The following is a 22,894-nucleotide window of genomic DNA, read 5'->3' on the forward strand; positions in this document are numbered from 1 at the left end:
GTCATGTTTGGCAAGATGTTTTTTGTGAGCGTCATTCTGTTACAAGTGTTTACATTCGGGCTTGGGCGTTCACTGCAATGGCTGTTTGCGCCTTGGATTGGCAAAGTTGGCAGACGTTGGCTGATGGGTATTTCCTATTTCATTACAAACGGCTTGTTGGTCGGCTTGCTGCTGGAGTTGGGACATATAATGTTCCGCGTGGTGGCGTTTTGGATGGTAATCTTACTGTTTGTGATGTATGCCGCGTTGGCGACATTTATCCTGTATCTTTTGCTGCGCCGTTTTATGGCGCGCCAACCGCTGTCACGAAGTCTGCGGCTGTTTGCACCTTTGTTTGTGGCCGGTTTACTCGGTTTTGGGATGTATAACGCCTATACGCCCGTTGTCCGCCATCAAACCGTATTCATCAATAAGAAAATGGATAAGCCGCTGCGTATCGGCGTGGCCAGCGATTTGCACTTGGGGATTTTGTTTGGCGCGCGTCAATTAGACAAGCTGACGGACATCATGAAGCAGGAACAAGTCGATATGGTGTTGCTGCCGGGCGATTTGATGGACGATACCGTCGACGCGTACTTGAAAGAAAACATGAAACCGCATTTGCAGAAGCTGACTGCGCCGATGGGCGTTTATGCCACTTTGGGCAATCATGATTGGTTCCGCGATCAGAAGCGTATCAAGCATGAATTGGAAGCTGCAGGCTTGACGGTTTTGGCCAATCAGGTTTTGGAAGTAAATGGTGTGTTGCTGGTAGGGCGGAGCGATGATTTGGATCGCAAGCGTCCTAGTACGGAGCAGCTTTTAGAAGGTCAAAATACTCAATTACCGGTTTTACTGATGGACCACCGTCCTACTTCAATCGAAACCCATGCCCGGCTGCCGATTGATGTGCAGGTTTCCGGCCATGTCCACAACGGCCAAGTAGCCCCCGCCAACCTTATCGTCCGTACGCTTTATCGTCTTGCTTATGGTTATGAAGCAATCGGCAACGGCCATTTCTTCACCACTTCAGGCTACGGCTTCTGGGGTATTCCCCTGCGTTTGGGTTCGCAATCAGAAGTGTGGGTTATCGACATCAAGTCAAAGCATTGAAATAAAAATATAAACTTCAGGCCGTCTGAATTTCAGACGGCCTTTTTATGAAAATTGGGAAAAAATATTGAAATTGGATTATAATCGATGTTAATAAAATCAGCCACCGATATGAGTGGCATCATAACTAGGGAACTCACTATGGGCATTATTAGTCTTGCACTTATCTTCGTATCAATCGCCGCTGTCTTATTGTATTTCAAACAACAGTTGAAAGACCGAAAAAAAGACTGTCGCGAATCCTTTGTCTCTTTGCGCATTGCACTCGACTGCCGACATCAGGCCGTCCGTCATGTATTGGATGCATACAGCAAACATCTGCACGAGCAGGGCATTGTATCGGATCAACACGTTCAGCAGATGTGTACCGAAGTCGAAACTGCATTGGTGCAAACTGCCAAAACATTTTCCGAATCCAAAATCAAACATCTGTGCGAAGCCGAAACAGCATTGAATCATGCGCTGAAAAAATTGCAAACTGCCGTCAACGGCCTTTTGAAACAGTATCCTGATGAGAAATTGGCTGGTTTGATGGAAATGCTGGATGCAGCAGAGGCAGAAGTCGCATCGGCACGCCGTACTTACAACCGCAGAGCCGGAAGTTACAACCATCATTTAAACAAGCTGCCCAACCGTCTTGTCGCCAAGCCATTAGGCTTTGGCAAGCAGGCAAAATTGGTTCGTTTTACGGAAAACCAAACGCAACGAATGAGCAGCAATATGTTGGCTTAAAAATTAAGCAGTTTGCTGAATAAGCGATAAATAAAAGGCCGTCTGAAATATTAATTTCAGACGGCCTTTTGTATGCTGTTAATGAAAAATACTTAGGCTTTGGCCAATTTATTGGGCAAAGCGGATCAGGCTGTCGGCAAGCTTATCGGCTGCAGTTTCGTAACCTTGTGCAGAGAAGTGAACGCCGTCTTTGGCTGCCAAGCCTTGAGCCATCCAGTTTTTCATGCTGCATGCCCCGCCCATCGCGTCCTGCCAAGACCAGAACATGATTTTTTCGTCACGGGCAACGCGTTGCTGCATTTGTTGTACTTCGCTGAGTAAGACCGGACGGTTGCCGCAGCTGCCGTAGGCAGTTTTCAAAGATTCCGGAGCGCCGAGGATCAGGATACCTGCGTTGGGCAGGGTGTTTTTGATTTGGCGGATGTAATTACGCCATGTCCGTTCGGTAGAGGAAATATCGAGATTGCCGGAAAAGGCTTCATTGGTACCGTAGGCAAGGATGATTAAATCGGCTTTGGTTTGTGCCAAATCTTCCCACATACCCGGCCGCCATTTTGACCATTGGGATAACTGCGCGCCGTTTATGCCCATGGCGGAAACGGTTACGCCGCGTCCGGGGCGTTCGATATTAATGAAACCGATTTGCCAAGGCATGCTGCTGCTGAGCGTCATTGGCAGGGAGGCGTTGGTATGCAACAGTTGCCAGCCGTTTTGTTTGGCCGGGATTTCGCGGCCGTTGACGGTCAGGGTTTGCTCGGACCAAACCGGTTTGCCGAAAATGGAGATTTGTTGCATATCCATGCTGCCGTCGGCTGCGCTTAAGGTAACGCTGCCGCCATCGGCGCGTGCTTCAATACCGCCGAAAGAAAAATCGCTGTGTGATTTGCGGCTGCTGATGGTGTTCCAACCGCTGCCGCTGTAACGGACGGTAGCCATACGCTGGCCCTTGACGGTGTTGGGATAAACCCAACCGATGCCGCCGTTGCCCCATTGTTGTTGCAAACGGCGACGCAGGCGGTCGGTGAAATAGTCGCCGGCGGTGTGTGAGTCGCCGACTTGGATAATGCGGAACTTGCCGTCTGACGTATGGTTGAGCTGTTGCAGTTTGTTCAGCCAGGCAGGGCGGTTGGAGCCATAGTTGCTTAACAGGCCGTCATTGGTTGCGCAGGCGGTAATAGGGAGTGCGAGAAGCGTGAGGAGTAAGGTTTTATTCAATTTCATGGTTGTGTATCGTGTGTAAAATTAATTTTTTCCATAATTTTTCCGGCCAGTAGTTTTTGGCCTTCTGCGGAAAAGTGAATGCCGTCCTTGCTGCGGTAACGGATGATTTTTCCATCTACTTTGACAGAGTCGGCATATTCTTCTGCGCCATTGCTCAACAGTTTGTCGGTCGGCAGCCAGATGGCTTGAGGCGATACTGTACCCGACAGGATTTTGTCGAGGTAGCGCATCTGTTCGTTGAGCTTGGCTTTTTTCATGTAAGGAATGCCCAGCCAAATGACTTGGACATCATGTGCGGAGGCTGCATCAAGAATACGGCGGACGCGGTTGAGGTATTCTGCCTCCCATTCGGGGGAAGCGAACTTCAGATATTTTTTACCCATCGGGAAATCCCAAGGGTCGTTAGGGCCTAAGAATACAACCAAAACGCGGATGTCGGGTTCTTTTTGCAAAGTTTGTTCGATGGTTTTCGGCCAGTCGAAGAAATTAGGGTAGGACAAACCGGTACTTTGTTTGCTGAGGTTGACCGATTGTACGCCATATTCTTGCTTGAGGTGTTTTTGTACGAAAGGTGCAACGCCCTGCATCAGTGAGTCGCCGGCAAAGAAAACTTTATTGCCTTTTTTCAATACGACCTGCGTTGCCGACTGATCATCCTGATTGCTTGGCTCGCTGGCTGTGGTATCCGTATTGTTAGCCGCATCAGAAGCGGCAGGCTCTTTTTGATTGTCCGATGTTTCAATATTCTCCGTATTTTCAGACGGTCTTGTTGCTTCAATGCCAGAGTCTTCCGAAGCCAAAGCGTCTTCCGTTTCCAGTGAAGCTTTCAGGCCGTCTGAAAATTCGTAGGCTTTTTGTTGCCAATCCGCACCGATACGCCACCAAGCGTATTCGGATAAAGGCTCAAGCGGACTGTTCTCATGATAGGTCTGCTGCCAATAGGCATTGATGGAGTTTTGGGCAAACCACGTCAGCGCAACCGCACTGAGCAGAATAGAAACAAACAGGGAGATAAAGCGTTTCATGTTCTGCTCCTTAAAAATTGGCGTAAATAAAGCCGGGAATGCCGGACGGGGCGAAGATGATAATTAGGGCGAGGATAAGCGTGATGGGGATAAACCACAGCCATGCAGGCAGTTTGTCCAAGCCTTTTACCGATGCTTCAAATAAGCGAAGCAAATACGGGTACAGCAAAAGCATCATCGCAAATGCACCCAGCAACATGAGGTTGGTCGGCAGAGGCGCGTTCCAACCTTTGTCATTGGCAAATAATGCGCTGAACAGCATTTCCGTATCGGCAAGCGTTGCGCTGTTGAACACGACAAAAGCGAAACAAACGAAATGGAAAGTAAACAGCCAGGCAAGCGGTTTGCCGATTTTCAGACGGCCTAAGGCATTGCGGCCGACGATTTTGTCGCCGCAGTTAAGGAATACCAACGCTACACCGTGCAACGCGCCCCAAATCAAAAAGCTCCAGCCGTAGCCATGCCAAATGCCGGAAAGCAACATGGCAATCATCAGATTGAGCTGGGTGCGGCCGAAGCCTTTTTTGCTGCCGCCCAAAGGGATATAGATATAGTCGCGAATCCAAGTGGACAGGCTGATGTGCCATCTGTCCCAGAAGTCGCGGATGTTGATGGCGCGAAGTGGCGCGGCAAAGTTTTTCGGCAGCTGGAAGCCGAGCAGCATGGCCAAACCGATGACCAAATCCGAGTAGCCGGAAAAGTCGAAAAAGAGTTGGAAGGTGTAGCCATAAATCGCAGACAACACGCCCCAGCCGTCGAACTGGGCCGGATTTTCAAAAACAGGCGATACCCAGCCTTCCGCCAACACGCCGGCAAGCCACCACTTTTTGGCAATGCCCAACACAATCAGGCCGACTGCCAAAGCCGGATAAATCAGTTGGCGTGCCTGTTTGGTGCGGATTTGCGCCAATGCGCCTGCTTGTTCGCCGTCTATGCTTTTAAAAGCGGCCGCACGGATAATCGGGCCGGATGTGATGGTGGGGAAGAAGCTCAGATGCAGTAGGAGCTCGTGCCATTCAAAACGGTCTCCTTTAGGCTCGCGGTAGCAATACACCAAGTAAGCCAGCGATTGGAAAGTGTAATAAGACAAGCCCAAAGGCAAAAGGATGTCGATGACGGCGCTTTGCCCCGTATATTGCTGAATAATCGGGCGGAAAAAGTCGAAATATTTGAAGAAACACAAAACAGTCAATGCTGCCGAAATACCGCAACCCAGCCAAAATTTGCGGATATTCTCGTTTTCAGAAAACATCAGTACGCTGATCAGGTAAACCACAGAAGAGTAAACCAAAATCAGCGCGGCAAAAATGGGGTCGATACGGTAAAGCCAGCCCAGCCCGGCAACCAAAAGTAAAACGTTTTGAACTTGCGGAAAACGTGCAAATGCCCAGTACAACGGCAAAAATATGATAAAGAATACCGCAAATTCAATAGACAGCAACGGCATGACAATTCCTTGATGTGTTTAAACTTTCAAACTTTTCGATTGATTGTTATTTTTTGGCGTTAAGTTTGGCACGGACGACTTCGACTACCGCAGGTAAAATCGAAATCACGATGATTGCCGCCATGACTAAGCCCAGATTGTTTTTTACGACGGGGATATTGGCGAAGAAGTAGCCTGCATAGGAAAACGACAATACCCACAACACCGCGCCGATAATGTTGTAACGGATAAACGTGCCATAGTGCATATCGCCCATGCCTGCGACAAATGGCGCAAACGTCCGCACAATCGGCACAAAGCGCGCAATGATGATGGTTTTGCCGCCGTGTTTTTCATAGAACGCATGGGTTTTTTCCAAATACGAACGGCGGAAAATTTTGGAATCCGGATTGGCAAACAGTTTTTGTCCAAAATACTTGCCGATCATAAAATTGGCCGCATCGCCTAAAATGGCAGCCGCTAAGAGCAGCAATACCATGACGTGGATGTTCATGCCACCGATGGCCGCAATACCGCCTGCAGCAAACAGCAGTGAGTCGCCGGGTAAAAATGGCGTTACGACCAAACCGGTTTCGCAGAAAATCACAACAAACAAAATCGCGTAAATCCACGGGCCGTATTGGGCGGAAAGGTGGACAAGGTGTTGGTCGATATGGAGGATGAAATCAATAAGGGTAGAAATCACTAGGGTTCCCCAAATAAAAAGGCCGTCTGAAAAAGAACAGACAAATGTTTCGGCGAGAAGTTCGACATTGTAAAACCAAAGCGGAATAAAACCAATGCCGTGAGCGCGTCAAGATATGTTTAGAAGTGCAGATATGTTGCAGGTATAGGCTTCAGACGGCCTTTATCCTTGATGGTGGACGGCAAAACAACGTAAAATAAAGCCGATTTCAACCTAACCGGTGCGCCTTTGTGAACCAGCTCATCTTCGATTTTGCCAACCATGATTATCCCAGCTTCGACAAATTTCTGGGAACAGAAAATGCCGAGCTGGTGTATGTGTTGCAGCACAAACATGGGCAATTTATCTATGTTTGGGGCGAAGAGGGCGCAGGCAAAAGCCATCTCTTGCAGGCATGGGTCGCCCAGGCGCTCGATGCCGGACGAAATGCCATCTATATTGATGCCGCCGTTACGCCGCTGACAGAAGCCGCGTTGGATGCAGAATATCTCGCCATTGACCAAATCGAAAAGCTTAATAATGAAGAACAGGCTTTACTGTTTGCCATCTTCAACCGCTTCCGCAACAGCGGCAAAGGCTTTTTGCTTTTGAGTTCCGAATATACGCCGCAGCAACTCGTTATCCGCGAAGACCTGCGCACACGCATGGCGTATTGCTTGGTTTACGAAGTCAAACCGCTGACCGACCGGGAAAAAATCGATGTGCTCGTCAGCATGGCGGCTGCTCGTCAGGTAACCATCGATCCGGAAATTTTCGAATACCTGCTGAACCATTGGCGGCGCGATATGAACAGCCTGATGCAAATGCTCGATACCCTCGACAACTACGCCGTTATGATGGGCAAGCGCATTACTTTGCCGCTTTTGCGCCAGCTTTTAAAACAACAGGAAACCCAATGAAAAACCTTGCCATTTTCGACCTTGATAATACCTTGATCAATACCGATTCGGATCACTCCTGGCCGCAATACCTGATTAAAAAAGGCATAGTCGATGCGGCTGAAACAGAGGCGCAAAATGAAAAGTTCTACCAAGACTATCAAAACGGTTGTCTTGATATCGATGCCTTCCTCAAATTCCATCTCGCGCCTTTAACCCGTTTCAGCAAGGAAGAATTGGCTGAGTTTCATCGCGAGTTTATGGCCGAATATATTATTCCGCACATTTCTTCGATGCAGCGTATGTTGGTGCAAAGCCATCAAATGGCGGGCGACGAAATGTTGGTTATTTCTTCGACCAACGAATTTATCATTACCCCTATCTGCCATCTTTTCGGTATTCACAACGTCATCGGCACACAGCTTGAAACCGGTGAAGACGGCCGATATACCGGCAACTATGTCGGTACGCCCAGCCTGAAAGAAGGCAAAATTACCCGATTGAACCAATGGCTTGCCGAGCGAGGTGAGACCTTTGAAAGCTACGGTAAGGTTTATTTTTACAGCGACTCCAAAAACGATTTGCCGTTGCTGCGTATCGTGAACGAACCTGTCGCCGTCAATCCGGATGCAGAGCTGGAAAAAGAAGCCAAAGCAAAAGGTTGGCCGATTTTGAATTTCAAATAACGATCAATCAGGCCGTCTGAAATATTTAACCTAACCACAACCCTAATAAGGACTAAAACATGAAAACGACTAAACTCCTCGCCTCAGTCCTGTTGTTTGCCGCTGTATTCGGTACCGCACAAGCAGCCGATACCGAAACTCTGGAAGCCATGAAAGCGCAAAACGGCAGCGTTAAAACCGTTTTGATGGATGTCTTCACAACTCCTGCTGGCAATGTTGACCGCGTGAATATCATTCAATCCAGCGGCAATCCTGAAATGGACGAACGCGCAGTGAAAAGCGTTTCCAAATATCCTTATCCGAAACGCAAAACCGCATCTAAATACCAACACACCGTTACTTTTGAAACCAATGTTGAAGTAATCAACAACTGATTCGGACGCAAGGCCGTCTGAAAAACAGAAGGCGTTTTGATTGGGAAATCCCCTGTCAAAACGCTGTTTTATTCTTTAAACAAGTATAACCAAAATTGCCGTAAAACCACACGCTCCGGTGCTATACTGAAACAAATAAACCGCTTCATCACACATCATGTCTCCCCGTCCAGTTACCATTACTTCCTACAATATGCACAAAGGCATGTCTGCGCTCAACCGCAAAGTGCAGGTCAACCGCATGGCTGACGCGTTGGGTGCATTGGGTTCGGACGTTTTGTTTTTACAAGAAGTCCAAGGACAACATCTCAACAGAAGCCGCCGTACCGACTTCCCCGATGCGCCGCATTACGACATCATCGGCGACAGCCTCGATTATCATCGCAGCTACGGCAAAAATGCCGTCTATCCCAAACGACACCACGGCAACGCCATTCTCAGCCGCCTGCCGCTGAAAACGGAAAACAACCTCGACATCAGCGTCAACAAACTCGAACAGCGCGGCCTGTTGCATTGCGAGGTCGTACCCGAAGGTTGGGAAGATCCGCTGGTGTGTCTGTGTGTCCACCTCAATCTGCGCGAACCTGACCGCCTCAAACAATACCGCGCCATCAGCGACTATGTCGACCGCCACATCAACCCTGACAGCCCCTTGATTATTGCCGGCGATTTCAATGACTGGCGGCAAAAATCAGCACGTGAGCTGGGCAGGGCATTAGATTTGAACGAAGTATTTGTCGATAATACAGGCAAACGCCCCAAAACCTTTCCCTCGCGCCTGCCCATCCTCAGCCTTGATCGCATTTACACGCGCAATCTTGATGTCATCGATTCTGAAATCCACAACAGTAAAGACTGGCAACATTTGTCAGATCATCTGCCGTTGAGTGTAACGGTTAGACCGCATCGTAAAATGAATATGAAATTAGATAGAAAAATGTAAGACTGAAATCTTTTTTAAAGCACTATTGGTAGTAATGTATTAAAAAGTTTTTTTACTTAGATATTTGAGACAAAAACAGGCCGTCTGAAACGTTTCAGACGGCCTGTTTTAAGTTTATAAAAAAGCGCAAACCTTTTTAAATCAAAAGTTTGCGCTTTAAATCTGGTGGAGGCGGGGGGAATCGAACCCCCGTCCGAAAGTCCTCTACAGAGCGTTCTACATACTTAGTTGTGTCTATTTAGAATCTCGTCCCCATCATGCCGACCAACAGGCCTTCAGAGAACCAGTTACCTTAAATCTCGTTTCCTGCCAAGTAACCCGACAGAAAACCAGTCAATGTAGAATGACGTTGCGGTAGCTTGCGCTACACAGCCCATTGACCAACTGCTGCAACGGCAGGCCTTAAGCGGCCAGTGCGTAAGTTTCGTCGTTTGCGACTATTTAAATTCAGTGTTTAACGGGAAATCTGAGACCCCGGTATGCCCGCATCTGCTTTGCAACCCCCGTCGAAACCAAGATCGCCCCCAGATAGGAAAAGTCGATTATACGCATGTCAGCGTGCTTTGCCAAGTTGCTGATTGATTGAAAAGGCCGTCTGAACAGCAGTTTGCTTTTTCAGACGGCCTGTTTGGTTTAGGTTTATTGATGGTAGTTTTGCAAGAAGCGTTTGAGTTTGTCCATGGCTTCTTCGATTTGATGAACGGGCGGCAGGGTAACGATACGGAAGTGGTCGGGGCGTATCCAGTTGAAGCCTGTGCCTTGGACGAACAGGACTTTTTCACGTACGAGTAAGTCGTAGATGAATTTCATGTCGTCGTGGATGCTGTACATTTCGGTATCGATTTTGGGGAACATATACAATGCACCCATGGGTTTGACGCAGGATATGCCCGGAATCTGGTTGACCAGTTCCCATGCTTTGTTGCGTTGCTCGAGCAGGCGGCCGCCGGGGAGGAGGAATTCGTTGATGCTTTGGTATCCGCCCAAGGCCGTCTGAATGGCGTGTTGCATGGGTGTGGTGGCACAAAGGCGCATAGACGAGAGCATGTCGAGGCCTTCGATATAGCCCTTGGCATGATGTTTCGGGCCGTTGAGCACCATCCAGCCTTGGCGGAAACCGGCCACGCGGTAGGCTTTGGAGAGGCCGTTAAAGGTAATGGTCAGCAAGTCGGGGGCGAGGGCGGCAATGTGATGATGTACGGCACCGTCGTAGAGGATTTTGTCGTAAATTTCGTCGGCAAAAATAATCAGGCCGTGTTTGCGCGCTAATTCGGCGATTTCGAGCAGGATTTCTTTGCTGTACACCGCGCCTGTCGGGTTGTTGGGGTTGATGACGACAATGGCTTTTGTTTTCGGCGTAATTTTGGCTTCCATATCGGCAAGATTTGGGAACCAGTCATTTTCTTCGTCGCACAAATAATGACGCACATTGCCGCCGGCCAGTGTTGCAGCGGCGGTCCACAGTGGATAGTCAGGCGCAGGAATCAGGATTTCATCGCCGTCGTTGAGCAATGCCTGCATGGACATGGTAATCAATTCGGAGACGCCATTGCCGATGTAAACGTCGTTGACGGTAACGTCGAGCAGTCCTTTGGTTTGGTAGTAGTGGACGATGGCTTTGCGTGCGGAGTAAAGGCCTTTGGAGTCGCAATAGCCTTGCGAAGTCGGCAGGTTGCGGATGACGTCAACCAAAATTTCGTCAGGCGCTTCAAAGCCGAACGGAGCCGGATTGCCGATATTGAGCTTGAGGATTTTGTTGCCTTCTTCTTCCAGTTGCAGGGCTTTTTTGTGAACTGGGCCGCGAATATCGTAGCAAACGTGATCCAGTTTGGATGATTTAGGGAATTTCTCCATGATGTGTGTTCCGTAAAATTGTTAACAATGGGATAAATGTACTCTTTTTGTGGGTAAATTAAAAGGGTTTCAGACGGCCGAGGCTTACTTATTGCGCGCTTCAGCACGGCGAACCGTCACGCTTTTACCGCCTATGCCCCAGTTGTCCATATTGATTTCGTCGATGACGACGACGGTCGTCTCGGGATTTTTGTTGAGAACGCGTGAGAGTAATTCGGTGACGCCGCGAATTAATTCGGCTTTTTGTTCCGCACTCGGGGCTTCGTTGCCGCCGGTTACTTTGATGTTGACGTAGGGCATGGCTTTTTCCTTTTAAAATAGTGTTCACATGTTATCTTATTTTTATCAGGCCGTCTGAAATTTGATTGCAGGATTTTTCATTGCTCATGACTGCTTTTACAAAGAATTAAGTTTTTTGGAATAGATTGTTTTTAAAATGCGGTTTTATTTTGGATGGATATCGTCATGAACCGTTTTCTTCAGACTTTGATTGTGGCCGCGCCGATGGTGATTGCCGCGCCCTATGTGGCGGCGGAAACGCATCCTGCGCAAAAGCAGATGCAGCAGAATATTGATGCTGTGCTGAAAATTGCACGCAATACTTCTTTGACAGAAGCGCAACGTGTGAAACAGGTTGAGCAGTATGCCAACCGTTATTTGGATTATGAACGTATTTCGGCTTTGGCTGTCGGCGCGCCATGGCGTGAATTTTCTGCCAAACAGAAAACTGATTTTATCCGTGCATTCAAAGACATGGTGATTGCGATGTACTCGCATTCTGCACTGATTGGTGCGGCGGATGCGAATGTACGCCTGTTGCCGAAGATGACGGCAAACGGCAATAAGTTTGATGTTTTCTCGGAAATTCAGACCAAAAAAGGCACCAAGTATGAAGTGGCCTACCAGCTTTACCAAAGTGGCGGTGCGTATAAGATTTACAATATCCGCGTGGACGGTACCAGCTTGGTAACGGTATACCGCAACCAATTTGGCGAGCTGATTAAGAGCAAAGGCATTGACGGTACGATTGCGACTGTTGCAGCCAAGGGCTTGAAGAAACAATAAGGTAGATTGATAAAAAGGCCGTCTGAATATTCAGACGGCCTTTTTGTGTTACGGGCTGATTAAGCACGTTTGCGGAATTCGCCGGTACGGGTATCGATTTCGATTTTGTCACCGTTTTCGATATAAGACATCACTTGGATTTCAGTGCCGCCGACCAGACGCGCGGTTTTCATCACTTTACCGGAGGTATCGCCTTTAACGGCAGGCTCGGTGTATTCAACTTCGCGAACGATGATGGTAGGCAATTCTACGGAGATTGGGTTGCCTTCGTAGAAAGTAACTTCGCATTGGTCTTCCATACCGTCAACGATGAATTTCAACGCGTCGCCGATGTTGTCGGCTTCGATTTCGTATTGGTTGAATTCTTCGTCCATGAAGACGTACATAGGATCGGCAAAGTAGCTGTAAGTACAGTTTTTGCGGGACAGGATAACGACGTCGAATTTGTCGTCGGCTTTGTAAATGGTTTCAGAAGCGGCACCGGTCAGCAGGTTTTTCAGTTTCATGCTGACTTTGGCGGAAGAGCGGCCGCCTTTGATGTATTCGGTTTTTTGAACGACCATAGGATCGTTGCCGACCATGAATACGTTGCCGGCGCGCAGTTCTTGTGCTGTTTTCATTGTAGTTTTCCAATCAAATCGGTTGTAATAAAACGCGCTATTTTAGCGTATTTTTTTGTGCTTTGAAATAAAGGCGGCAAGTTTTTCAACGGCACTTTTTTGAGCAAAAAGTCCATCCCGCCATTTTGCCGCGCTTTGCCGCCATTCATTTTGGTGTGCCGTCAGGGTTTGCCATGCTTGCAGGCGTTGGCTGTCGCTGAGTGTTTCACCGTTGTTGAGTTCGTCGGAAAGACGGTGGTGTGCCGTGGCGACAACATCCGGATAAACCTGATGCGCTTTGTCCCAAAAAGCGTGCAGCTTGTCGAGATGGATATTTTCTTCTTGCGGATAGATGTGCCAAAAGAAAGGTTTTCCGGCGAGCTGGGCGCGAACAAAGCTGTCTTCGCCGCGTATGACGGCGCCGTCGGCAAGGTTGAGCAGTTTGTCGAAATCCTGTTGGGGGACAAAAGGGATTTTGATCAGGGTAACGTGGTCGCTCTGATACACATTGCCGTCTTCAAGCAGGGCGTTTTGCGGCACTAGGCTGCTGTTTTTAAGGCTGGCGATGATTTGTGTACCTGCAAGCAGCAGGGTAATGGGTTGGCCGGCTTGTTGCCACATGGTCAGCCATTTTGCCCAAATATCGCTTTGATAGCCGAAAAGCAGCCATTCAGGCGCGTTTTTTGTGGGAAGTTTGAGTTGTCGGCGCAAGGCTTCCGTATCAAAGCGGGCAGATTCGGCGTAATCACGTTCGCGCAGCAGGCCGCCGCTTTTTTCGCTGAAACCCATAAACCAAAAGTATTTCTGTATGCCGCCAGCCTGGGGCGAAGGCATTAGGTGCAGCCTCTCGTTGCTGTCTTCTGCGCTGAGGTATTCCCAATTGAGCCAAAGCGGTCGGTGTCGGCGGATGATGGTTTGAATGTTGTCGGGCAGTTCGCAGGCGAAGGTTTCGATGACGATGTCGGGGGTAGGGGCTGTATCGGTATCTTCGGCATGGTCGGCTTGCCAAGCGTGAATGCCGATGCCTTGATGGATATTGGGAATCGAGGCCAAGTCAGGGCAGAGTGCCTGAAGGGACGGAAAGTCGTCTGTCCACAAATGCACTTGCCAGCCGAGTTCGCGTTGCAAAACACGCGCCAGCCGCCATGAAACGCCGATGTCGCCGAAGTTGTCGATGACGTTGCAGAAAATCCAGCAAGTATAAGGTGGGGTGGTGTTCATGGAAAAATATGCCCAAGGCCGTCTGAAAACATCAGAATGCGCCGAAATAGTGGAACAAATAAACAATCAGCAAAACAATAGGGATAAACATCCAAATGCTTTGCCGTTTCAATTCGGGCTCTTGTTTGAGGTGGTGTTTGATGACGTCAAAGAGGACAAATTTAAATAGGAACGTGGCTTCGCAGGCAAGGATGATGCCGTTGATGAGGTGTTGCGTTTTGTCTTCGGGCGGGTTGAGGGCAAACCATAAAAGGGTGGCGAGCGGAATCAGGCAGACAACGAGCCAGCGCAGAAGGATGGGTTTGGACATGGTGTGTGTGCAAGAAATAAAAAGGGCATTATACCCTGTCGTCTTTCAGACAAGTGCAAATCAGGCTATCATTCGTTTTATTTGAAGCGAACATTTATCCCTATGCAAACCCAAGCCATCATCCGCCATATTGTTCAATGGCTCAAAGATTACGCCGAGCAGGCGCATGCCAAAGGTTTTGTCGTCGGCGTATCCGGCGGCATCGATTCTGCCGTGGTTTCCACCCTTGCAGCGCAAACCGGGTTGTCGGTTTTGTTGTTGGAAATGCCGATTCGTCAGAAATCCGACCAAGTCAACCGCGCACAAGAACACATGGGCCGTCTGAAAAAGCGTTATCCTAACGTAAAAGCGCAAAGTGTTGATTTGACTCCGGCGTTCGATACGTTTGCCGATACCGTTGACGTCAGCGAAACCGAATTTCCCAACAAACAGCTGGCACTTGCCAATGCACGCAGCCGCCTGCGCATGACGACGCTTTATTATTACGGCCAGCTACATGGTTTGCTGGTAGCGGGGACGGGTAACAAAATTGAAGATTTCGGCGTCGGTTTCTTCACCAAATACGGTGACGGCGGCGTGGACATCAGCCCGATTGCCGATTTGACCAAAACTCAAGTGTACGCGTTGGCAGCCGAGCTGGACGTATCGGAAGACATTCAAAAAGCCGTACCGACGGACGGACTTTGGGATACCGAGCGTACCGATGAAGAGCAAATGGGCGCATCTTATCCCGAACTCGAATGGGCGATGAGCGTGTACGACAGCCACAAGCCTGAAGATTTTGAAGGCAGACAGCGCGAAGTTTTGGCAATCTATACCCGATTGCACAAAGCCATGCAGCACAAAGTCAATCCGATTCCGATTTGCAAGATTCCGGAAGAGTTGTTTTAAGTTTGAACATCAAAAGGCCGTCTGAAAACGCTGGATTAAGGTTTTCAGACGGCCTTTTATATTTTATTTCAATAAGAATTAGGAATATGCTTGAAAAACAGCATCATCAAATACCAAAACAGCGTAGCGGCCGCCGCGCCCAGCAATACCCACGCGCTGATTTTGGCGATTTCCCGAATGGTGCGCTTTTGTTTACGGCTGAACAAACGGTTCACAATCAATGCCGCTATGGCGCAAAAGAAAAAAAATCGCAAAAGCCTGCCAATCATTCCACATTCTCCCAAAAATATTGCCTTTAATCAGGGCAGGCCGTCTGAAGCCTCATGCACAAAACAAAAACGAAACGTTATAATACCCCTTTTGCCGCTTCACTTGGAAATTACAAATGACAACAAATGCCTCAGTGGGCATTGTAACGCCCCAGAAAATCCCGTTTGACACACCGCTTGCTCTGGAAAACGGCAAAACCTTACCCCGTTTCGACCTGATGATTGAAACCTACGGCACACTCAATGCCGACAAAAGCAATGCCGTCCTTATCTGCCACGCCCTGTCAGGCAATCATCACGTTGCCGGCAAGCACAGTGCAGAGGATAAATACGCCGGTTGGTGGGACAATATGGTCGGCCCCGGCAAACCTATTGATACCGACCGCTTTTTCGTTGTCGGTTTGAACAACTTGGGCGGTTGCGACGGCAGTACCGGCCCTTTATCAGAAAATCCTGAAACCGGCCATGAATATGGCGCGGATTTCCCTGTCGTAACCGTCAAAGACTGGGTGAAGTCCCAATCCATGCTTGCCGATTATCTCGGTATTCAAAAATGGGCGGCCATTGTCGGTGGCAGTTTGGGCGGCATGCAGGCATTGCAATGGACGATTTCTTTACCTGAACGCGTTGCCCACGCGCTCGTTATCGCTTCCGCGCCTAAACTTTCCACCCAAAACATCGCGTTTAACGATGTTGCCCGTCAGGCTATTTTGACCGATCCCGATTTCCATGAAGGCAATTACCGCAGCCATCATACCGTTCCTTCACGCGGTTTACGTATTGCGCGCATGATGGGACACATCACCTATCTTGCCGAAGATGGCTTGGGTAAAAAATTCGGCCGTGATTTAAAATCAGACGGTTATCAGTATGGTTACGGCGTTGAGTTTGAAGTGGAATCTTATCTTCGCTATCAAGGCGACAAGTTTGTCGGCCGCTTTGATGCCAACACTTATCTGCTGATGACCAAGGCACTCGACTATTTTGACCCGGCCGCCGATTACGGCCACAACCTCACGCGCGCCGTGGAGAATGTGCAGGCCAAGTTTTTTGTTGCTAGCTTCAGCACCGACTGGCGCTTCTCGCCACAACGTTCGCATGAATTGGTCAAGGCATTAATTGCCGCGCAAAAATCTGTGCAGTACATTGAAGTCAAATCCAATCACGGCCACGATGCCTTCTTGATGGAAGACGAAGCCTATATCCGCGCGGTTGCCGCTTATATGAACAACGTTTACAAGGACTGCCAAAAATGAATCTGCGCGACGATTTGCAACTCATTTACGATTGGATACCCGAAGGCAGCCGCGTACTTGATTTAGGCTGCGGCGACGGTGAGCTGTTGGCCGCGTTGGTGGAACATAAAAATTGCACCGGCTACGGCGTTGAAATCGATACCGACAGTGTAATTGCCGCCATATCCCGCGGCGTGAACGTCATTCAAGCCGATTTGGAAGAAGGCTTGGTGGCTTTTGGTGATCAAAGTTTTGATGTGATTGTCTTGAGCCAAACCATTCAGGCGATGCAGAACACGGAAAAAATCCTGCGTTGCCTGATGCGCGTAGCCAAGCAGGCGATTGTCAGCTTCCCTAATTTCGGCTACTGGCGCAACCGCTTTCAAATCGCCGTCGGCGGCCATATGCCGGTTTCCGAGCGGATGCCGTATCATTGGTACGATACGCCCAATATCCATTGGTGTACCCTCAAAGACTTTGATTTGTTGTGTGCCAAGAATAAAATCCGCGTGCTGGAACGTGCGGTCATGACCGGCAACCGACAGGTCAAACATCTGCCGAATTTATTGGGCAGTCTGGCGTTTTATCGCGTAGGTTGATTGCGCTCATAGATAAAGGCCGTCTGAACAGGTAATCACGAAAGCATAGCTTTTGAGATACCTGTTCAGACGGCCTTTTATTGTTAAAGCCGGTTTAAGCCTGTTTCAATTTTTCCAATAAGGCCAAACTGCCGGCATCGACCAGACGGTAGGTTTCGTCAAAGTCGCCTGTGTACCACGGATCGGGAACGTGGTTGTAACCTGAATCAGGGATAAGGTCGGTCAGTTTGAAGATTTTGCCAGGGTGGAAACCGAGCTGCTTTTCAGTTTCTCTGAGGTTGTTGTCGTCCATCACGATGATGTAGTCGAAATGTTCGGCATCGCTGGGTTTGATTTTGCTGCTGGTAAAGCCTGACGGGTCGATGCCGTGTTGTTTGAGTACACGGCGCGTGCCTTCGTGCATGTTTTCCCCGTCGTGCCAACCTGACGTGCCTGCGCTGGCTGTAATGACGGCATTGCCCATGCCTGCTTCGCGGGCGCGGTGGCGCAGGACGTATTCGGCCATAGGGGAGCGGCAGATGTTGCCTAGGCAGACGAAAAGGATTTTGTGGGTTTTCATATGCGTGAAAATGAGCGGTAAGGTTTGAAAATCAATGCAATACGCTAAACCGTTTTCAGACGGCCTTGGCGTGTTGCATTTTCAATTTAGTTTACATTGCTGAAGAAAGGATTATGGCCTTCCAGTTTCAATGCTTGGGCATAAGTAGGGATGTTCTCGTTTTCGCCCAATGGGTTGTGCAGCAGGTAGAGGTGCTCGATTCGGCATTCGGCCATCAGGTCGAGGAAGTTTTGCTGAACGATGGCGATATTGTCGGTTGAGGCCAGCTCCCAAGTGAAGGTCTGCGGAACGATTTCAAACGCGCTGTCTGTTGCGTTGAAGCTGAACTGGAGCTTGCCGTCCGCTTTTGCTGCGGCAACAACGCCGACACGCGGGCTTTGCATACGGATAGCGCGGATGGCGTTGGTGGCAAAAACATCCATGGCCATGCGTTGGCGGGTGTGGCTGCCGTCGGTAAGCGCGTTAAGCGGCGTATTGGGCGAGAGTGGGTTGGTAAAGAGGGTAACGCCGTCGAGGGCGAGATGCTCTTGCCAAACCTGCATCAATGGCAGGCCTGCCTGTTGCAGGTTGAGGCCCAAGGCCGTCTGAATGTCTTTATTGCCGTAGCCCAGCGCGTAAACAACATGGACGGATTGACCTTCGGGCAGCGTCAATGGTTTGTATTCGAATTTTTGCAGGAATGCGCCTGCCGCTTTATCGTTTTGCTTAGCTTGGAACCACTCGCCCGGGGTAACGCTGCTCAAATCGGTAGATTGGACGAGGTAGGGTAGCCATTGCGTGTTTTGCGTGAGGGTGCGCAGGTTGGGGTAGTTTTGCAGGCAGGCGAAGAGGGCTTCGGTAGGCAGTGTGAGTGGCAGGGTTTGTTCTTTTTTACAACCGGCGACCAAAACGACAGGCAGGGCAAACCATTGGGCTTCGTTATCGTTTTCTGCCTTCAGGACTTCGCCTACGCTTTGAATCAGGCTGGTGTAAGTGCCGACATCGGGCGCCATGGTCATTGCCAATGAAAGGTTGATGTAATGGTTTTGGCTGAGCATGGTGCGGATTTCGGTTTGTAGTTGGCCGGCCGAAAGTTTGCGTGATGCGGAGGAGGAGTTGTGCGCCAGCTGATAGGCATTGAGCAGAAGGTAGTTTTTGATAGGGCTCTGCGGATAAGGGCGGGTATCTGGAAGAACAAAGGTTTTCATGACGGTTTGAAGTGTTGTGTTGTAAGTGTGGCGATTATAGCAATTTAGTCAGTCGGTGTGCTTGTTAATAAATTAAATTCAACTGGCGATAGGGGATACGCTTCATTTCTACACGGTTTGAGTATCGGCATTTTCTAAGTTGGGGAGGGCAAATGCCCGATGTGTTATAATCCATGACCAAACATAATTCAGAAAGGAACAAAATCATGCGCTTGCTTCATACTATGCTGCGTGTCGGCAATCTCGAACGCTCTTTGGAGTTCTATCAAAACGTATTGAATATGCAACTGCTGCGCCGCCGCGATTATCCTGAAGGCCGTTTTACTTTGGCTTTTGTCGGTTATGGCGATGAAGCGGACCATACTGTTTTGGAACTGACCCACAACTGGGATACCGAGTCTTACGATTTGGGCGATGCTTACGGCCACATTGCGATTGAAGTCGATGATGCTTACGCGGCGTGCGAGCGTGTCAAAGAGATGGGCGGTAAAGTGGTACGCGAAGCCGGCCCGATGAAACACGGCACGACTGTGATTGCGTTTGTTGAAGATCCGGACGGCTACAAAATTGAATTTATTCAAAAGAAAAGCGGTAGCGATTCGGTGCAATATTCATCTTAAGACATAAGATAATGGAAAAGGCCGTCTGAACATTCAGACGGCCTTTTGTTTGATCAGCCCAACTGTTTTTGCTTTTCGCTCAACAGGGCGTGTACTTGAAGCGCGGTAACATAGCGGTCTTCTCCTGCTTCAATCGGATCGAGGAAATGCAACTCGACCGTACTGGAAGGTTGGCTGATGACCATGCAGATAGATTGCCAGAGGCTGATGTCGCCGTAGTAGGCAGTGTGCGGATTGGGGCTGCTGCCGTCCGGATTCGGATAGCGGCAGAGTGCCGGAATAATCGGTACGCCTGCATCATAGGCCGTCTGAAAAAAGCTGGGTTTGAACGGCAGGATTTCACGGCCTTCGGTACTGGTGCCTTCGGGGAAAATGGTGACGGTATCGCCGTTTTTCAGTGCTTCGGTCACGCCGGCGATTTTGGCAGAATTACCTTTGATGCCGCGGTTGCGCGAGACATAAACCGTTTGCGCCTGTGTGGCGAGATAACCGACCACTGGCCATTTGGCCACATCGTCTTTAGCCACGAAACGGCCGGGAAATGCGCCGTTGACCGCCATAATGTCCAACCATGAAATATGGTTGCTGATAAGCATTTGGCCGCGGCCTTCTTGCGGCGGCGTGCCGAAGGTTTGCAGTTTCATGCCGCAGGAAGCGAGCACGCGCAGCGACCATAATTGAATCGCGCGCAGTTTGCGTTTGCTGCTGTAAAAGGGAAACAGAAAAAACATTTCGGCCATGCCGTATAAAAGGCAGCCGGCAATGCAGAGAAGACGGAAGATAAAACGGATTTTGGCGGTCATTGTGTGTGTTTTTATAAAGATTAGGCAGGCCGTTTGAAGTTTCAGACGGCCTTTTATTATGAATCGGTTTTAGGGGCAAAACGCTGCAAGTAGCGGTCGGAAAGGTGGTTGATGTCCATCATGATCAACACATCCGCGCAGTTGAACGCTTCATCGACGCAAGGCTCGCCGCAGAACCACGCGCCTGCTTTGAGATAGCCTTTGATCAGGGCGGGTACAGGCGGATTTTCAGACGGCGTGATGCTGTCCCATTTGAGCGGGTTGAGCGGTTTGACGCGCCATTGTTCCGGAGCGAGGTATTTGTCTTTTAAAGCATGATATAGGCCGGCCGCATCGTTGCCGCCGTCGCGCATTTCGATACTGCCGCAACCAATCATAAAGCGCAGGTTTTCGTCTTTCATGAATTTGACCAAACCGGTCCACAACAGCATGACCAAGCCGCCGTTGCGGTAGTCCGGGTGGGTACAGGCGCGGCCGAGTTCGACGGTTTGCGGCAGGATGTCTTTCAAAGGCTCAAGGTCGAATTCATGCTCGCTGTACCAGCCACCGACTTTTTTAGCGGTTTCTTCGGTAATCAGGCGGTAGCAGCCGATTACCTCGCCGGTTGCATCGTCAAAGGCGAGCAGGTGGTGGCAATACTCATCATAAGGATCGACATCGCGGCCGTCATCGCTTTCGATTTCTGCCCCCAATTCTTGGGCAAAAACCTGATAGCGCAATCTTTGGGCGGCTTCGATTTCAGCTTGGGTTTCTGCAAGGCGTACGCTCAGGCCGATTTTGGGGCCCGTTTGATTGAAACGGCTGGGGGACATGATGTTTCCTGTTTGAAGAAAATGGCTGATTATAGCGGATATACGGACAGATTTATATTGATTTGCTTTGCGGTAGGGCAAATTATGTCGGGTTGTTGGAAAAAGGCTTCAGGCCGTCTGAATTTGGCATGCCAAGTGGTAGAAGCGTAAAATCAACGTTTTTGCCGCTTTTTTATTATGGAAACCTCTTTCCTGCTTGCCGGAAAAATTACCGAGCTGACGCTGATTGTTTTGATGGGCGTGGCCTTGGTGAAGGCCGGGCTGTTGAAATCGGAAAACAGCTACACGCTCTCGGTCATCGCGCTTTACCTAATCAGCCCGTCCGTCATGATTCACGCTTTTCAGATGGACAATACGCCGCAGATTATCGAAGGGCTGAAGCTTTCCGTCATGTTGGCGGTGTTTTTCCATGTGGTATTGATTGTTTTGGGCAGGTTGTTTAAACACTTGTTCAAACTCGATGCACTCGAACACGCGGCGACGGTGTACAGTAATTCGGGCAACCTGATTATCCCTTTGGTGATGTCGGTATTTGGTACGGAATGGGTGATTTATACCAGCGGTTTTATCATGGTGCAGACATTTTTGTTTTGGACGCATCTGCGCCTGTTGATTTGCGGCCGAGGCAATGTGGCTTGGAAAACCATTTTCACCAATATCAACATCTTATCCATGTTGGTCGGGCTGCTGATGTTTGCCTTTCAAATCAAGCTGCCGCATATTATCGATAATACGTTGGCGACGGTGGGCGGCATGATTGGCCCGGTTGCCATGTTGGTGGCGGGCATGCTGCTGGCCTCTTTGCCGTTGCGTTCGATTGTGTGGACGCCGAGGCTTTATCTCGTTGCTTTTTTAAGGCTGATTTTGATTCCGGTATTATTGCTTTTCGCCGTTAAAGCCTGCGGTTTTGCCCATCATGATGCGCATGCGGATACGGTTGTGTTAATCAGCTTTTTGGCAACGACTTCGCCTGCCGCTTCGACAGTTACCCAAATGGCAGTTGTTTACGGCAAAAATGCCCAAAAAGCCAGCGCGATTTATGGGCTGACGACCTTGCTTTGTGTGGTAACCATGCCGGTGATGATTGCGTTATATCGTTGGATTATTTAAGAAAAGGGCAGGCCGTCTGAAACTTTAACTTTATGTTTCAGACGGCCTGTTTGGTATTTTAATTTTGAAAATAACTTTTATTATCAATTAATTAAGCAATTAAAAAACTATACAAAGCCGTTTGCAGCGTGTATCCTTACGCCTAACATTCATTCAATATAAATCTTTAAAGGAACACAGCCATGACCGACTTTACCCTTTGGGAAACCGCGCCTTTCAATTCTACGATTGACCATATCCTGCAACGTTATCACAATGTCCACCGCGCCCAGTTTGAAGAGTTGGTACCGCTGGCGCAAAAAGTGGCTCAGGTTCATGCCGATACTTTCCCTGCCGAAGTTCCTGATTTGTTGGCCTATATGCAAAACGAGCTGTTGATGCACATGATGAAAGAGGAGCGCATGTTGTTCCCAATGATTAATCAGGGCGTGGGTCGCGGCGCGGCAATGCCCATCAGCGTGATGATGCACGAGCATGAAGAACACGACCAAGCCATCGCGCGTCTGGAAGAATTGACCAACAATTTTGAGCTTCCCGAAGGCGCTTGCGGCAGCTGGACCCGTTTGTACACTTTGGCCAAAGAGATGGTGGATGATTTGAAAGACCATATCCATTTGGAAAATGAGATTTTGTTCCACCGCGTTTTGGCTTCTTAAAATTTGAGCTTAATCAAGGCC

The 22,894-nt window shown here is 49.2% G+C and carries 27 protein-coding genes and 1 other RNA gene; 13 read left to right on the forward strand and 15 right to left on the reverse strand.

Translation table 11 applies throughout. The features are described 5' to 3' along the window. Window positions 1-3 precede the first annotated feature (3 nt). Together O3661_RS02080 and O3661_RS02085 are read left to right on the forward strand one after the other, a co-directional pair. Window positions 4-1,092 carry a metallophosphoesterase gene (locus tag O3661_RS02080; protein WP_371492140.1) on the forward strand — a complete coding sequence of 363 codons (1,089 nt, stop codon included), beginning with the start codon at window positions 4-6 and terminating at the stop codon, window positions 1,090-1,092. A gap of 141 nt (window positions 1,093-1,233) precedes the next feature. Next, window positions 1,234-1,824 carry a LemA family protein gene (locus O3661_RS02085; protein ID WP_371492141.1) on the forward strand — a complete coding sequence of 197 codons (591 nt, stop codon included), beginning with the start codon at window positions 1,234-1,236 and terminating at the stop codon, window positions 1,822-1,824. A gap of 108 nt (window positions 1,825-1,932) precedes the next feature. On the opposite strand, the gene O3661_RS02090 is transcribed toward O3661_RS02085, so the two are convergent. The 4 genes from O3661_RS02090 to O3661_RS02105 are packed head-to-tail and all read right to left on the reverse strand — an operon-like array spanning window position 1,933 to window position 6,202. Next, window positions 1,933-3,045 carry an SGNH/GDSL hydrolase family protein gene (locus O3661_RS02090; RefSeq protein WP_371492142.1) on the reverse strand — a complete coding sequence of 371 codons (1,113 nt, stop codon included), beginning with the start codon at window positions 3,043-3,045 and terminating at the stop codon, window positions 1,933-1,935. Then, window positions 3,042-4,070 carry a peptidoglycan O-acetyltransferase PatB gene (gene patB / locus O3661_RS02095; RefSeq protein WP_371492143.1) on the reverse strand — a complete coding sequence of 343 codons (1,029 nt, stop codon included), beginning with the start codon at window positions 4,068-4,070 and terminating at the stop codon, window positions 3,042-3,044. Before patB ends, O3661_RS02090 begins: the two co-directional genes overlap by 4 nt. 10 nt (window positions 4,071-4,080) lie before the next feature. Continuing rightward, complete coding sequence (locus O3661_RS02100) at window positions 4,081-5,517, reverse strand: MBOAT family protein (RefSeq protein WP_371492144.1); 1,437 nt, start codon at window positions 5,515-5,517, stop codon at window positions 4,081-4,083. 46 nt (window positions 5,518-5,563) lie between these two features. Next, window positions 5,564-6,202: a DedA family protein gene (locus O3661_RS02105; RefSeq protein WP_371492145.1), complete on the reverse strand. Its 639-nt coding sequence runs from the start codon at window positions 6,200-6,202 to the stop codon at window positions 5,564-5,566. A 230-nt stretch (window positions 6,203-6,432) separates the two neighbouring features. Between O3661_RS02105 and hda the strand changes: the two genes are divergently transcribed. The 4 genes from hda to O3661_RS02125 all read left to right on the forward strand — a co-directional run bounded on the left by hda (window position 6,433) and on the right by O3661_RS02125 (window position 9,083). Then, window positions 6,433-7,101: a DnaA regulatory inactivator Hda gene (hda, locus tag O3661_RS02110; protein ID WP_371492146.1), complete on the forward strand. Its 669-nt coding sequence runs from the start codon at window positions 6,433-6,435 to the stop codon at window positions 7,099-7,101. Then, on the forward strand, window positions 7,098-7,766 hold the full coding sequence (locus tag O3661_RS02115; RefSeq protein WP_371492147.1) for an HAD family hydrolase: 669 nt from the start codon (window positions 7,098-7,100) through the stop codon (window positions 7,764-7,766). The genes hda and O3661_RS02115 overlap by 4 nt, the downstream gene beginning before the upstream one ends. Before the next feature lie 59 nt (window positions 7,767-7,825). Next, window positions 7,826-8,140 carry a TonB family protein gene (locus O3661_RS02120; RefSeq protein WP_371492148.1) on the forward strand — a complete coding sequence of 105 codons (315 nt, stop codon included), beginning with the start codon at window positions 7,826-7,828 and terminating at the stop codon, window positions 8,138-8,140. A gap of 157 nt (window positions 8,141-8,297) precedes the next feature. Beyond that, window positions 8,298-9,083 (forward strand): endonuclease/exonuclease/phosphatase family protein, encoded by a 786-nt coding sequence (locus tag O3661_RS02125; protein WP_315115313.1) that lies wholly within the window; start codon window positions 8,298-8,300, stop codon window positions 9,081-9,083. A 163-nt stretch (window positions 9,084-9,246) separates the two neighbouring features. Here O3661_RS02125 and ssrA read toward each other — a convergent pair. The 3 genes from ssrA to O3661_RS02140 all read right to left on the reverse strand — a co-directional run bounded on the left by ssrA (window position 9,247) and on the right by O3661_RS02140 (window position 11,237). Further along, window positions 9,247-9,609: a transfer-messenger RNA gene (gene ssrA, locus O3661_RS02130) on the reverse strand. Window positions 9,610-9,722: 113 nt separating this feature from the next. Further along, a complete protein-coding gene (locus O3661_RS02135) occupies window positions 9,723-10,937 on the reverse strand; it encodes a pyridoxal phosphate-dependent aminotransferase (RefSeq protein ID WP_371492149.1) in 1,215 nt (404 codons plus the stop codon). Window positions 10,938-11,021: 84 nt separating this feature from the next. Next, entirely contained in the window at window positions 11,022-11,237 is a 216-nt protein-coding gene (locus O3661_RS02140) for a 4-oxalocrotonate tautomerase family protein (RefSeq protein WP_004519865.1), read from the reverse strand. A gap of 165 nt (window positions 11,238-11,402) precedes the next feature. On the opposite strand from O3661_RS02140, the gene O3661_RS02145 reads away from it, so the two are divergent. Then, window positions 11,403-12,002 carry a phospholipid-binding protein MlaC gene (locus tag O3661_RS02145; protein WP_039862173.1) on the forward strand — a complete coding sequence of 200 codons (600 nt, stop codon included), beginning with the start codon at window positions 11,403-11,405 and terminating at the stop codon, window positions 12,000-12,002. Window positions 12,003-12,061: 59 nt separating this feature from the next. On the opposite strand, the gene efp is transcribed toward O3661_RS02145, so the two are convergent. The 3 genes from efp to O3661_RS02160 are packed head-to-tail and all read right to left on the reverse strand — an operon-like array spanning window position 12,062 to window position 14,132. Further along, window positions 12,062-12,622, reverse strand: coding sequence for an elongation factor P (gene efp, locus O3661_RS02150; protein ID WP_002213793.1), 561 nt, complete (start codon window positions 12,620-12,622; stop codon window positions 12,062-12,064). A 42-nt stretch (window positions 12,623-12,664) separates the two neighbouring features. Next, window positions 12,665-13,822, reverse strand: coding sequence for an elongation factor P maturation arginine rhamnosyltransferase EarP (gene earP, locus O3661_RS02155; RefSeq protein WP_107697103.1), 1,158 nt, complete (start codon window positions 13,820-13,822; stop codon window positions 12,665-12,667). Window positions 13,823-13,853: 31 nt separating this feature from the next. After that, window positions 13,854-14,132 (reverse strand): hypothetical protein, encoded by a 279-nt coding sequence (locus O3661_RS02160; protein WP_003682447.1) that lies wholly within the window; start codon window positions 14,130-14,132, stop codon window positions 13,854-13,856. A 102-nt stretch (window positions 14,133-14,234) separates the two neighbouring features. On the opposite strand from O3661_RS02160, the gene nadE reads away from it, so the two are divergent. Further along, window positions 14,235-15,023 carry an NAD(+) synthase gene (gene nadE / locus O3661_RS02165; RefSeq protein WP_107697102.1) on the forward strand — a complete coding sequence of 263 codons (789 nt, stop codon included), beginning with the start codon at window positions 14,235-14,237 and terminating at the stop codon, window positions 15,021-15,023. Window positions 15,024-15,091: 68 nt separating this feature from the next. On the opposite strand, the gene O3661_RS02170 is transcribed toward nadE, so the two are convergent. After that, window positions 15,092-15,292, reverse strand: coding sequence for a hypothetical protein (locus O3661_RS02170; protein ID WP_003682450.1), 201 nt, complete (start codon window positions 15,290-15,292; stop codon window positions 15,092-15,094). Between the two features lie 116 nt (window positions 15,293-15,408). Between O3661_RS02170 and O3661_RS02175 the strand changes: the two genes are divergently transcribed. Together O3661_RS02175 and metW are read left to right on the forward strand one after the other, a co-directional pair. Further along, window positions 15,409-16,548: a homoserine O-acetyltransferase gene (locus O3661_RS02175; RefSeq protein WP_063068764.1), complete on the forward strand. Its 1,140-nt coding sequence runs from the start codon at window positions 15,409-15,411 to the stop codon at window positions 16,546-16,548. After that, entirely contained in the window at window positions 16,545-17,126 is a 582-nt protein-coding gene (metW, locus tag O3661_RS02180; RefSeq protein WP_004519858.1) for a methionine biosynthesis protein MetW, read from the forward strand. The genes O3661_RS02175 and metW overlap by 4 nt, the downstream gene beginning before the upstream one ends. A 94-nt stretch (window positions 17,127-17,220) precedes the next feature. Here metW and O3661_RS02185 read toward each other — a convergent pair whose 3' ends face one another. Then, window positions 17,221-17,685: a low molecular weight protein-tyrosine-phosphatase gene (locus O3661_RS02185; RefSeq protein ID WP_036493856.1), complete on the reverse strand. Its 465-nt coding sequence runs from the start codon at window positions 17,683-17,685 to the stop codon at window positions 17,221-17,223. Between the two features lie 86 nt (window positions 17,686-17,771). After that, window positions 17,772-18,872, reverse strand: coding sequence for a conjugal transfer protein (locus O3661_RS02190; protein WP_371492150.1), 1,101 nt, complete (start codon window positions 18,870-18,872; stop codon window positions 17,772-17,774). Between the two features lie 206 nt (window positions 18,873-19,078). Here O3661_RS02190 and gloA point away from each other — a divergent pair, with 206 nt between their 5' ends. After that, window positions 19,079-19,492, forward strand: coding sequence for a lactoylglutathione lyase (gene gloA / locus O3661_RS02195; protein ID WP_049333394.1), 414 nt, complete (start codon window positions 19,079-19,081; stop codon window positions 19,490-19,492). 53 nt (window positions 19,493-19,545) lie between these two features. Here gloA and O3661_RS02200 read toward each other — a convergent pair whose 3' ends face one another. After that, the gene (locus O3661_RS02200; protein ID WP_371492151.1) at window positions 19,546-20,295 is read right to left on the reverse strand and encodes a lysophospholipid acyltransferase family protein; all 750 of its coding nucleotides are present in this window, start codon (window positions 20,293-20,295) and stop codon (window positions 19,546-19,548) included. A 56-nt stretch (window positions 20,296-20,351) separates the two neighbouring features. Further along, window positions 20,352-21,107 (reverse strand): GNAT family N-acetyltransferase, encoded by a 756-nt coding sequence (locus tag O3661_RS02205; protein WP_150540441.1) that lies wholly within the window; start codon window positions 21,105-21,107, stop codon window positions 20,352-20,354. A 177-nt stretch (window positions 21,108-21,284) separates the two neighbouring features. Here O3661_RS02205 and O3661_RS02210 point away from each other — a divergent pair, with 177 nt between their 5' ends. Both O3661_RS02210 and dnrN read left to right on the forward strand, forming a co-directional pair. Continuing rightward, window positions 21,285-22,217, forward strand: coding sequence for an AEC family transporter (locus O3661_RS02210; protein WP_371492152.1), 933 nt, complete (start codon window positions 21,285-21,287; stop codon window positions 22,215-22,217). A gap of 182 nt (window positions 22,218-22,399) precedes the next feature. Beyond that, window positions 22,400-22,873 (forward strand): iron-sulfur cluster repair protein DnrN, encoded by a 474-nt coding sequence (gene dnrN / locus O3661_RS02215; protein WP_070460041.1) that lies wholly within the window; start codon window positions 22,400-22,402, stop codon window positions 22,871-22,873. Window positions 22,874-22,894: the final 21 nt, after the last annotated feature.

This window comes from Neisseria sp. 20925_1_37, from assembly GCF_041433255.1.
GTDB lineage: Bacteria > Pseudomonadota > Gammaproteobacteria > Burkholderiales > Neisseriaceae > Neisseria > Neisseria flavescens_D.

What these genes read in the sequence shown, in the direction of transcription:
- O3661_RS02170 (WP_003682450.1), bottom strand. Translation starts at nt 15,292, where the DNA reads ATGATTGGCAGGCTTTTGCGATTTTTTTTCTTTTGCGCCATAGCGGCA.
- O3661_RS02185 (WP_036493856.1), bottom strand. Translation starts at nt 17,685, where the DNA reads ATGAAAACCCACAAAATCCTTTTCGTCTGCCTAGGCAACATCTGCCGC.
- gloA (WP_049333394.1), top strand. Translation starts at nt 19,079, where the DNA reads ATGCGCTTGCTTCATACTATGCTGCGTGTCGGCAATCTCGAACGCTCT.
- O3661_RS02160 (WP_003682447.1), bottom strand. Translation starts at nt 14,132, where the DNA reads ATGTCCAAACCCATCCTTCTGCGCTGGCTCGTTGTCTGCCTGATTCCG.
- O3661_RS02190 (WP_371492150.1), bottom strand. Translation starts at nt 18,872, where the DNA reads ATGAAAACCTTTGTTCTTCCAGATACCCGCCCTTATCCGCAGAGCCCT.
- O3661_RS02175 (WP_063068764.1), top strand. Translation starts at nt 15,409, where the DNA reads ATGACAACAAATGCCTCAGTGGGCATTGTAACGCCCCAGAAAATCCCG.
- O3661_RS02125 (WP_315115313.1), top strand. Translation starts at nt 8,298, where the DNA reads ATGTCTCCCCGTCCAGTTACCATTACTTCCTACAATATGCACAAAGGC.
- O3661_RS02080 (WP_371492140.1), top strand. Translation starts at nt 4, where the DNA reads ATGTTTGGCAAGATGTTTTTTGTGAGCGTCATTCTGTTACAAGTGTTT.
- nadE (WP_107697102.1), top strand. Translation starts at nt 14,235, where the DNA reads ATGCAAACCCAAGCCATCATCCGCCATATTGTTCAATGGCTCAAAGAT.
- O3661_RS02205 (WP_150540441.1), bottom strand. Translation starts at nt 21,107, where the DNA reads ATGTCCCCCAGCCGTTTCAATCAAACGGGCCCCAAAATCGGCCTGAGC.
- earP (WP_107697103.1), bottom strand. Translation starts at nt 13,822, where the DNA reads ATGAACACCACCCCACCTTATACTTGCTGGATTTTCTGCAACGTCATC.
- O3661_RS02135 (WP_371492149.1), bottom strand. Translation starts at nt 10,937, where the DNA reads ATGGAGAAATTCCCTAAATCATCCAAACTGGATCACGTTTGCTACGAT.
- O3661_RS02120 (WP_371492148.1), top strand. Translation starts at nt 7,826, where the DNA reads ATGAAAACGACTAAACTCCTCGCCTCAGTCCTGTTGTTTGCCGCTGTA.
- metW (WP_004519858.1), top strand. Translation starts at nt 16,545, where the DNA reads ATGAATCTGCGCGACGATTTGCAACTCATTTACGATTGGATACCCGAA.
- efp (WP_002213793.1), bottom strand. Translation starts at nt 12,622, where the DNA reads ATGAAAACAGCACAAGAACTGCGCGCCGGCAACGTATTCATGGTCGGC.
- patB (WP_371492143.1), bottom strand. Translation starts at nt 4,070, where the DNA reads ATGAAACGCTTTATCTCCCTGTTTGTTTCTATTCTGCTCAGTGCGGTT.
- O3661_RS02090 (WP_371492142.1), bottom strand. Translation starts at nt 3,045, where the DNA reads ATGAAATTGAATAAAACCTTACTCCTCACGCTTCTCGCACTCCCTATT.
- O3661_RS02140 (WP_004519865.1), bottom strand. Translation starts at nt 11,237, where the DNA reads ATGCCCTACGTCAACATCAAAGTAACCGGCGGCAACGAAGCCCCGAGT.
- O3661_RS02100 (WP_371492144.1), bottom strand. Translation starts at nt 5,517, where the DNA reads ATGCCGTTGCTGTCTATTGAATTTGCGGTATTCTTTATCATATTTTTG.
- O3661_RS02145 (WP_039862173.1), top strand. Translation starts at nt 11,403, where the DNA reads ATGAACCGTTTTCTTCAGACTTTGATTGTGGCCGCGCCGATGGTGATT.
- O3661_RS02210 (WP_371492152.1), top strand. Translation starts at nt 21,285, where the DNA reads ATGGAAACCTCTTTCCTGCTTGCCGGAAAAATTACCGAGCTGACGCTG.
- O3661_RS02085 (WP_371492141.1), top strand. Translation starts at nt 1,234, where the DNA reads ATGGGCATTATTAGTCTTGCACTTATCTTCGTATCAATCGCCGCTGTC.
- O3661_RS02200 (WP_371492151.1), bottom strand. Translation starts at nt 20,295, where the DNA reads ATGACCGCCAAAATCCGTTTTATCTTCCGTCTTCTCTGCATTGCCGGC.
- O3661_RS02115 (WP_371492147.1), top strand. Translation starts at nt 7,098, where the DNA reads ATGAAAAACCTTGCCATTTTCGACCTTGATAATACCTTGATCAATACC.
- dnrN (WP_070460041.1), top strand. Translation starts at nt 22,400, where the DNA reads ATGACCGACTTTACCCTTTGGGAAACCGCGCCTTTCAATTCTACGATT.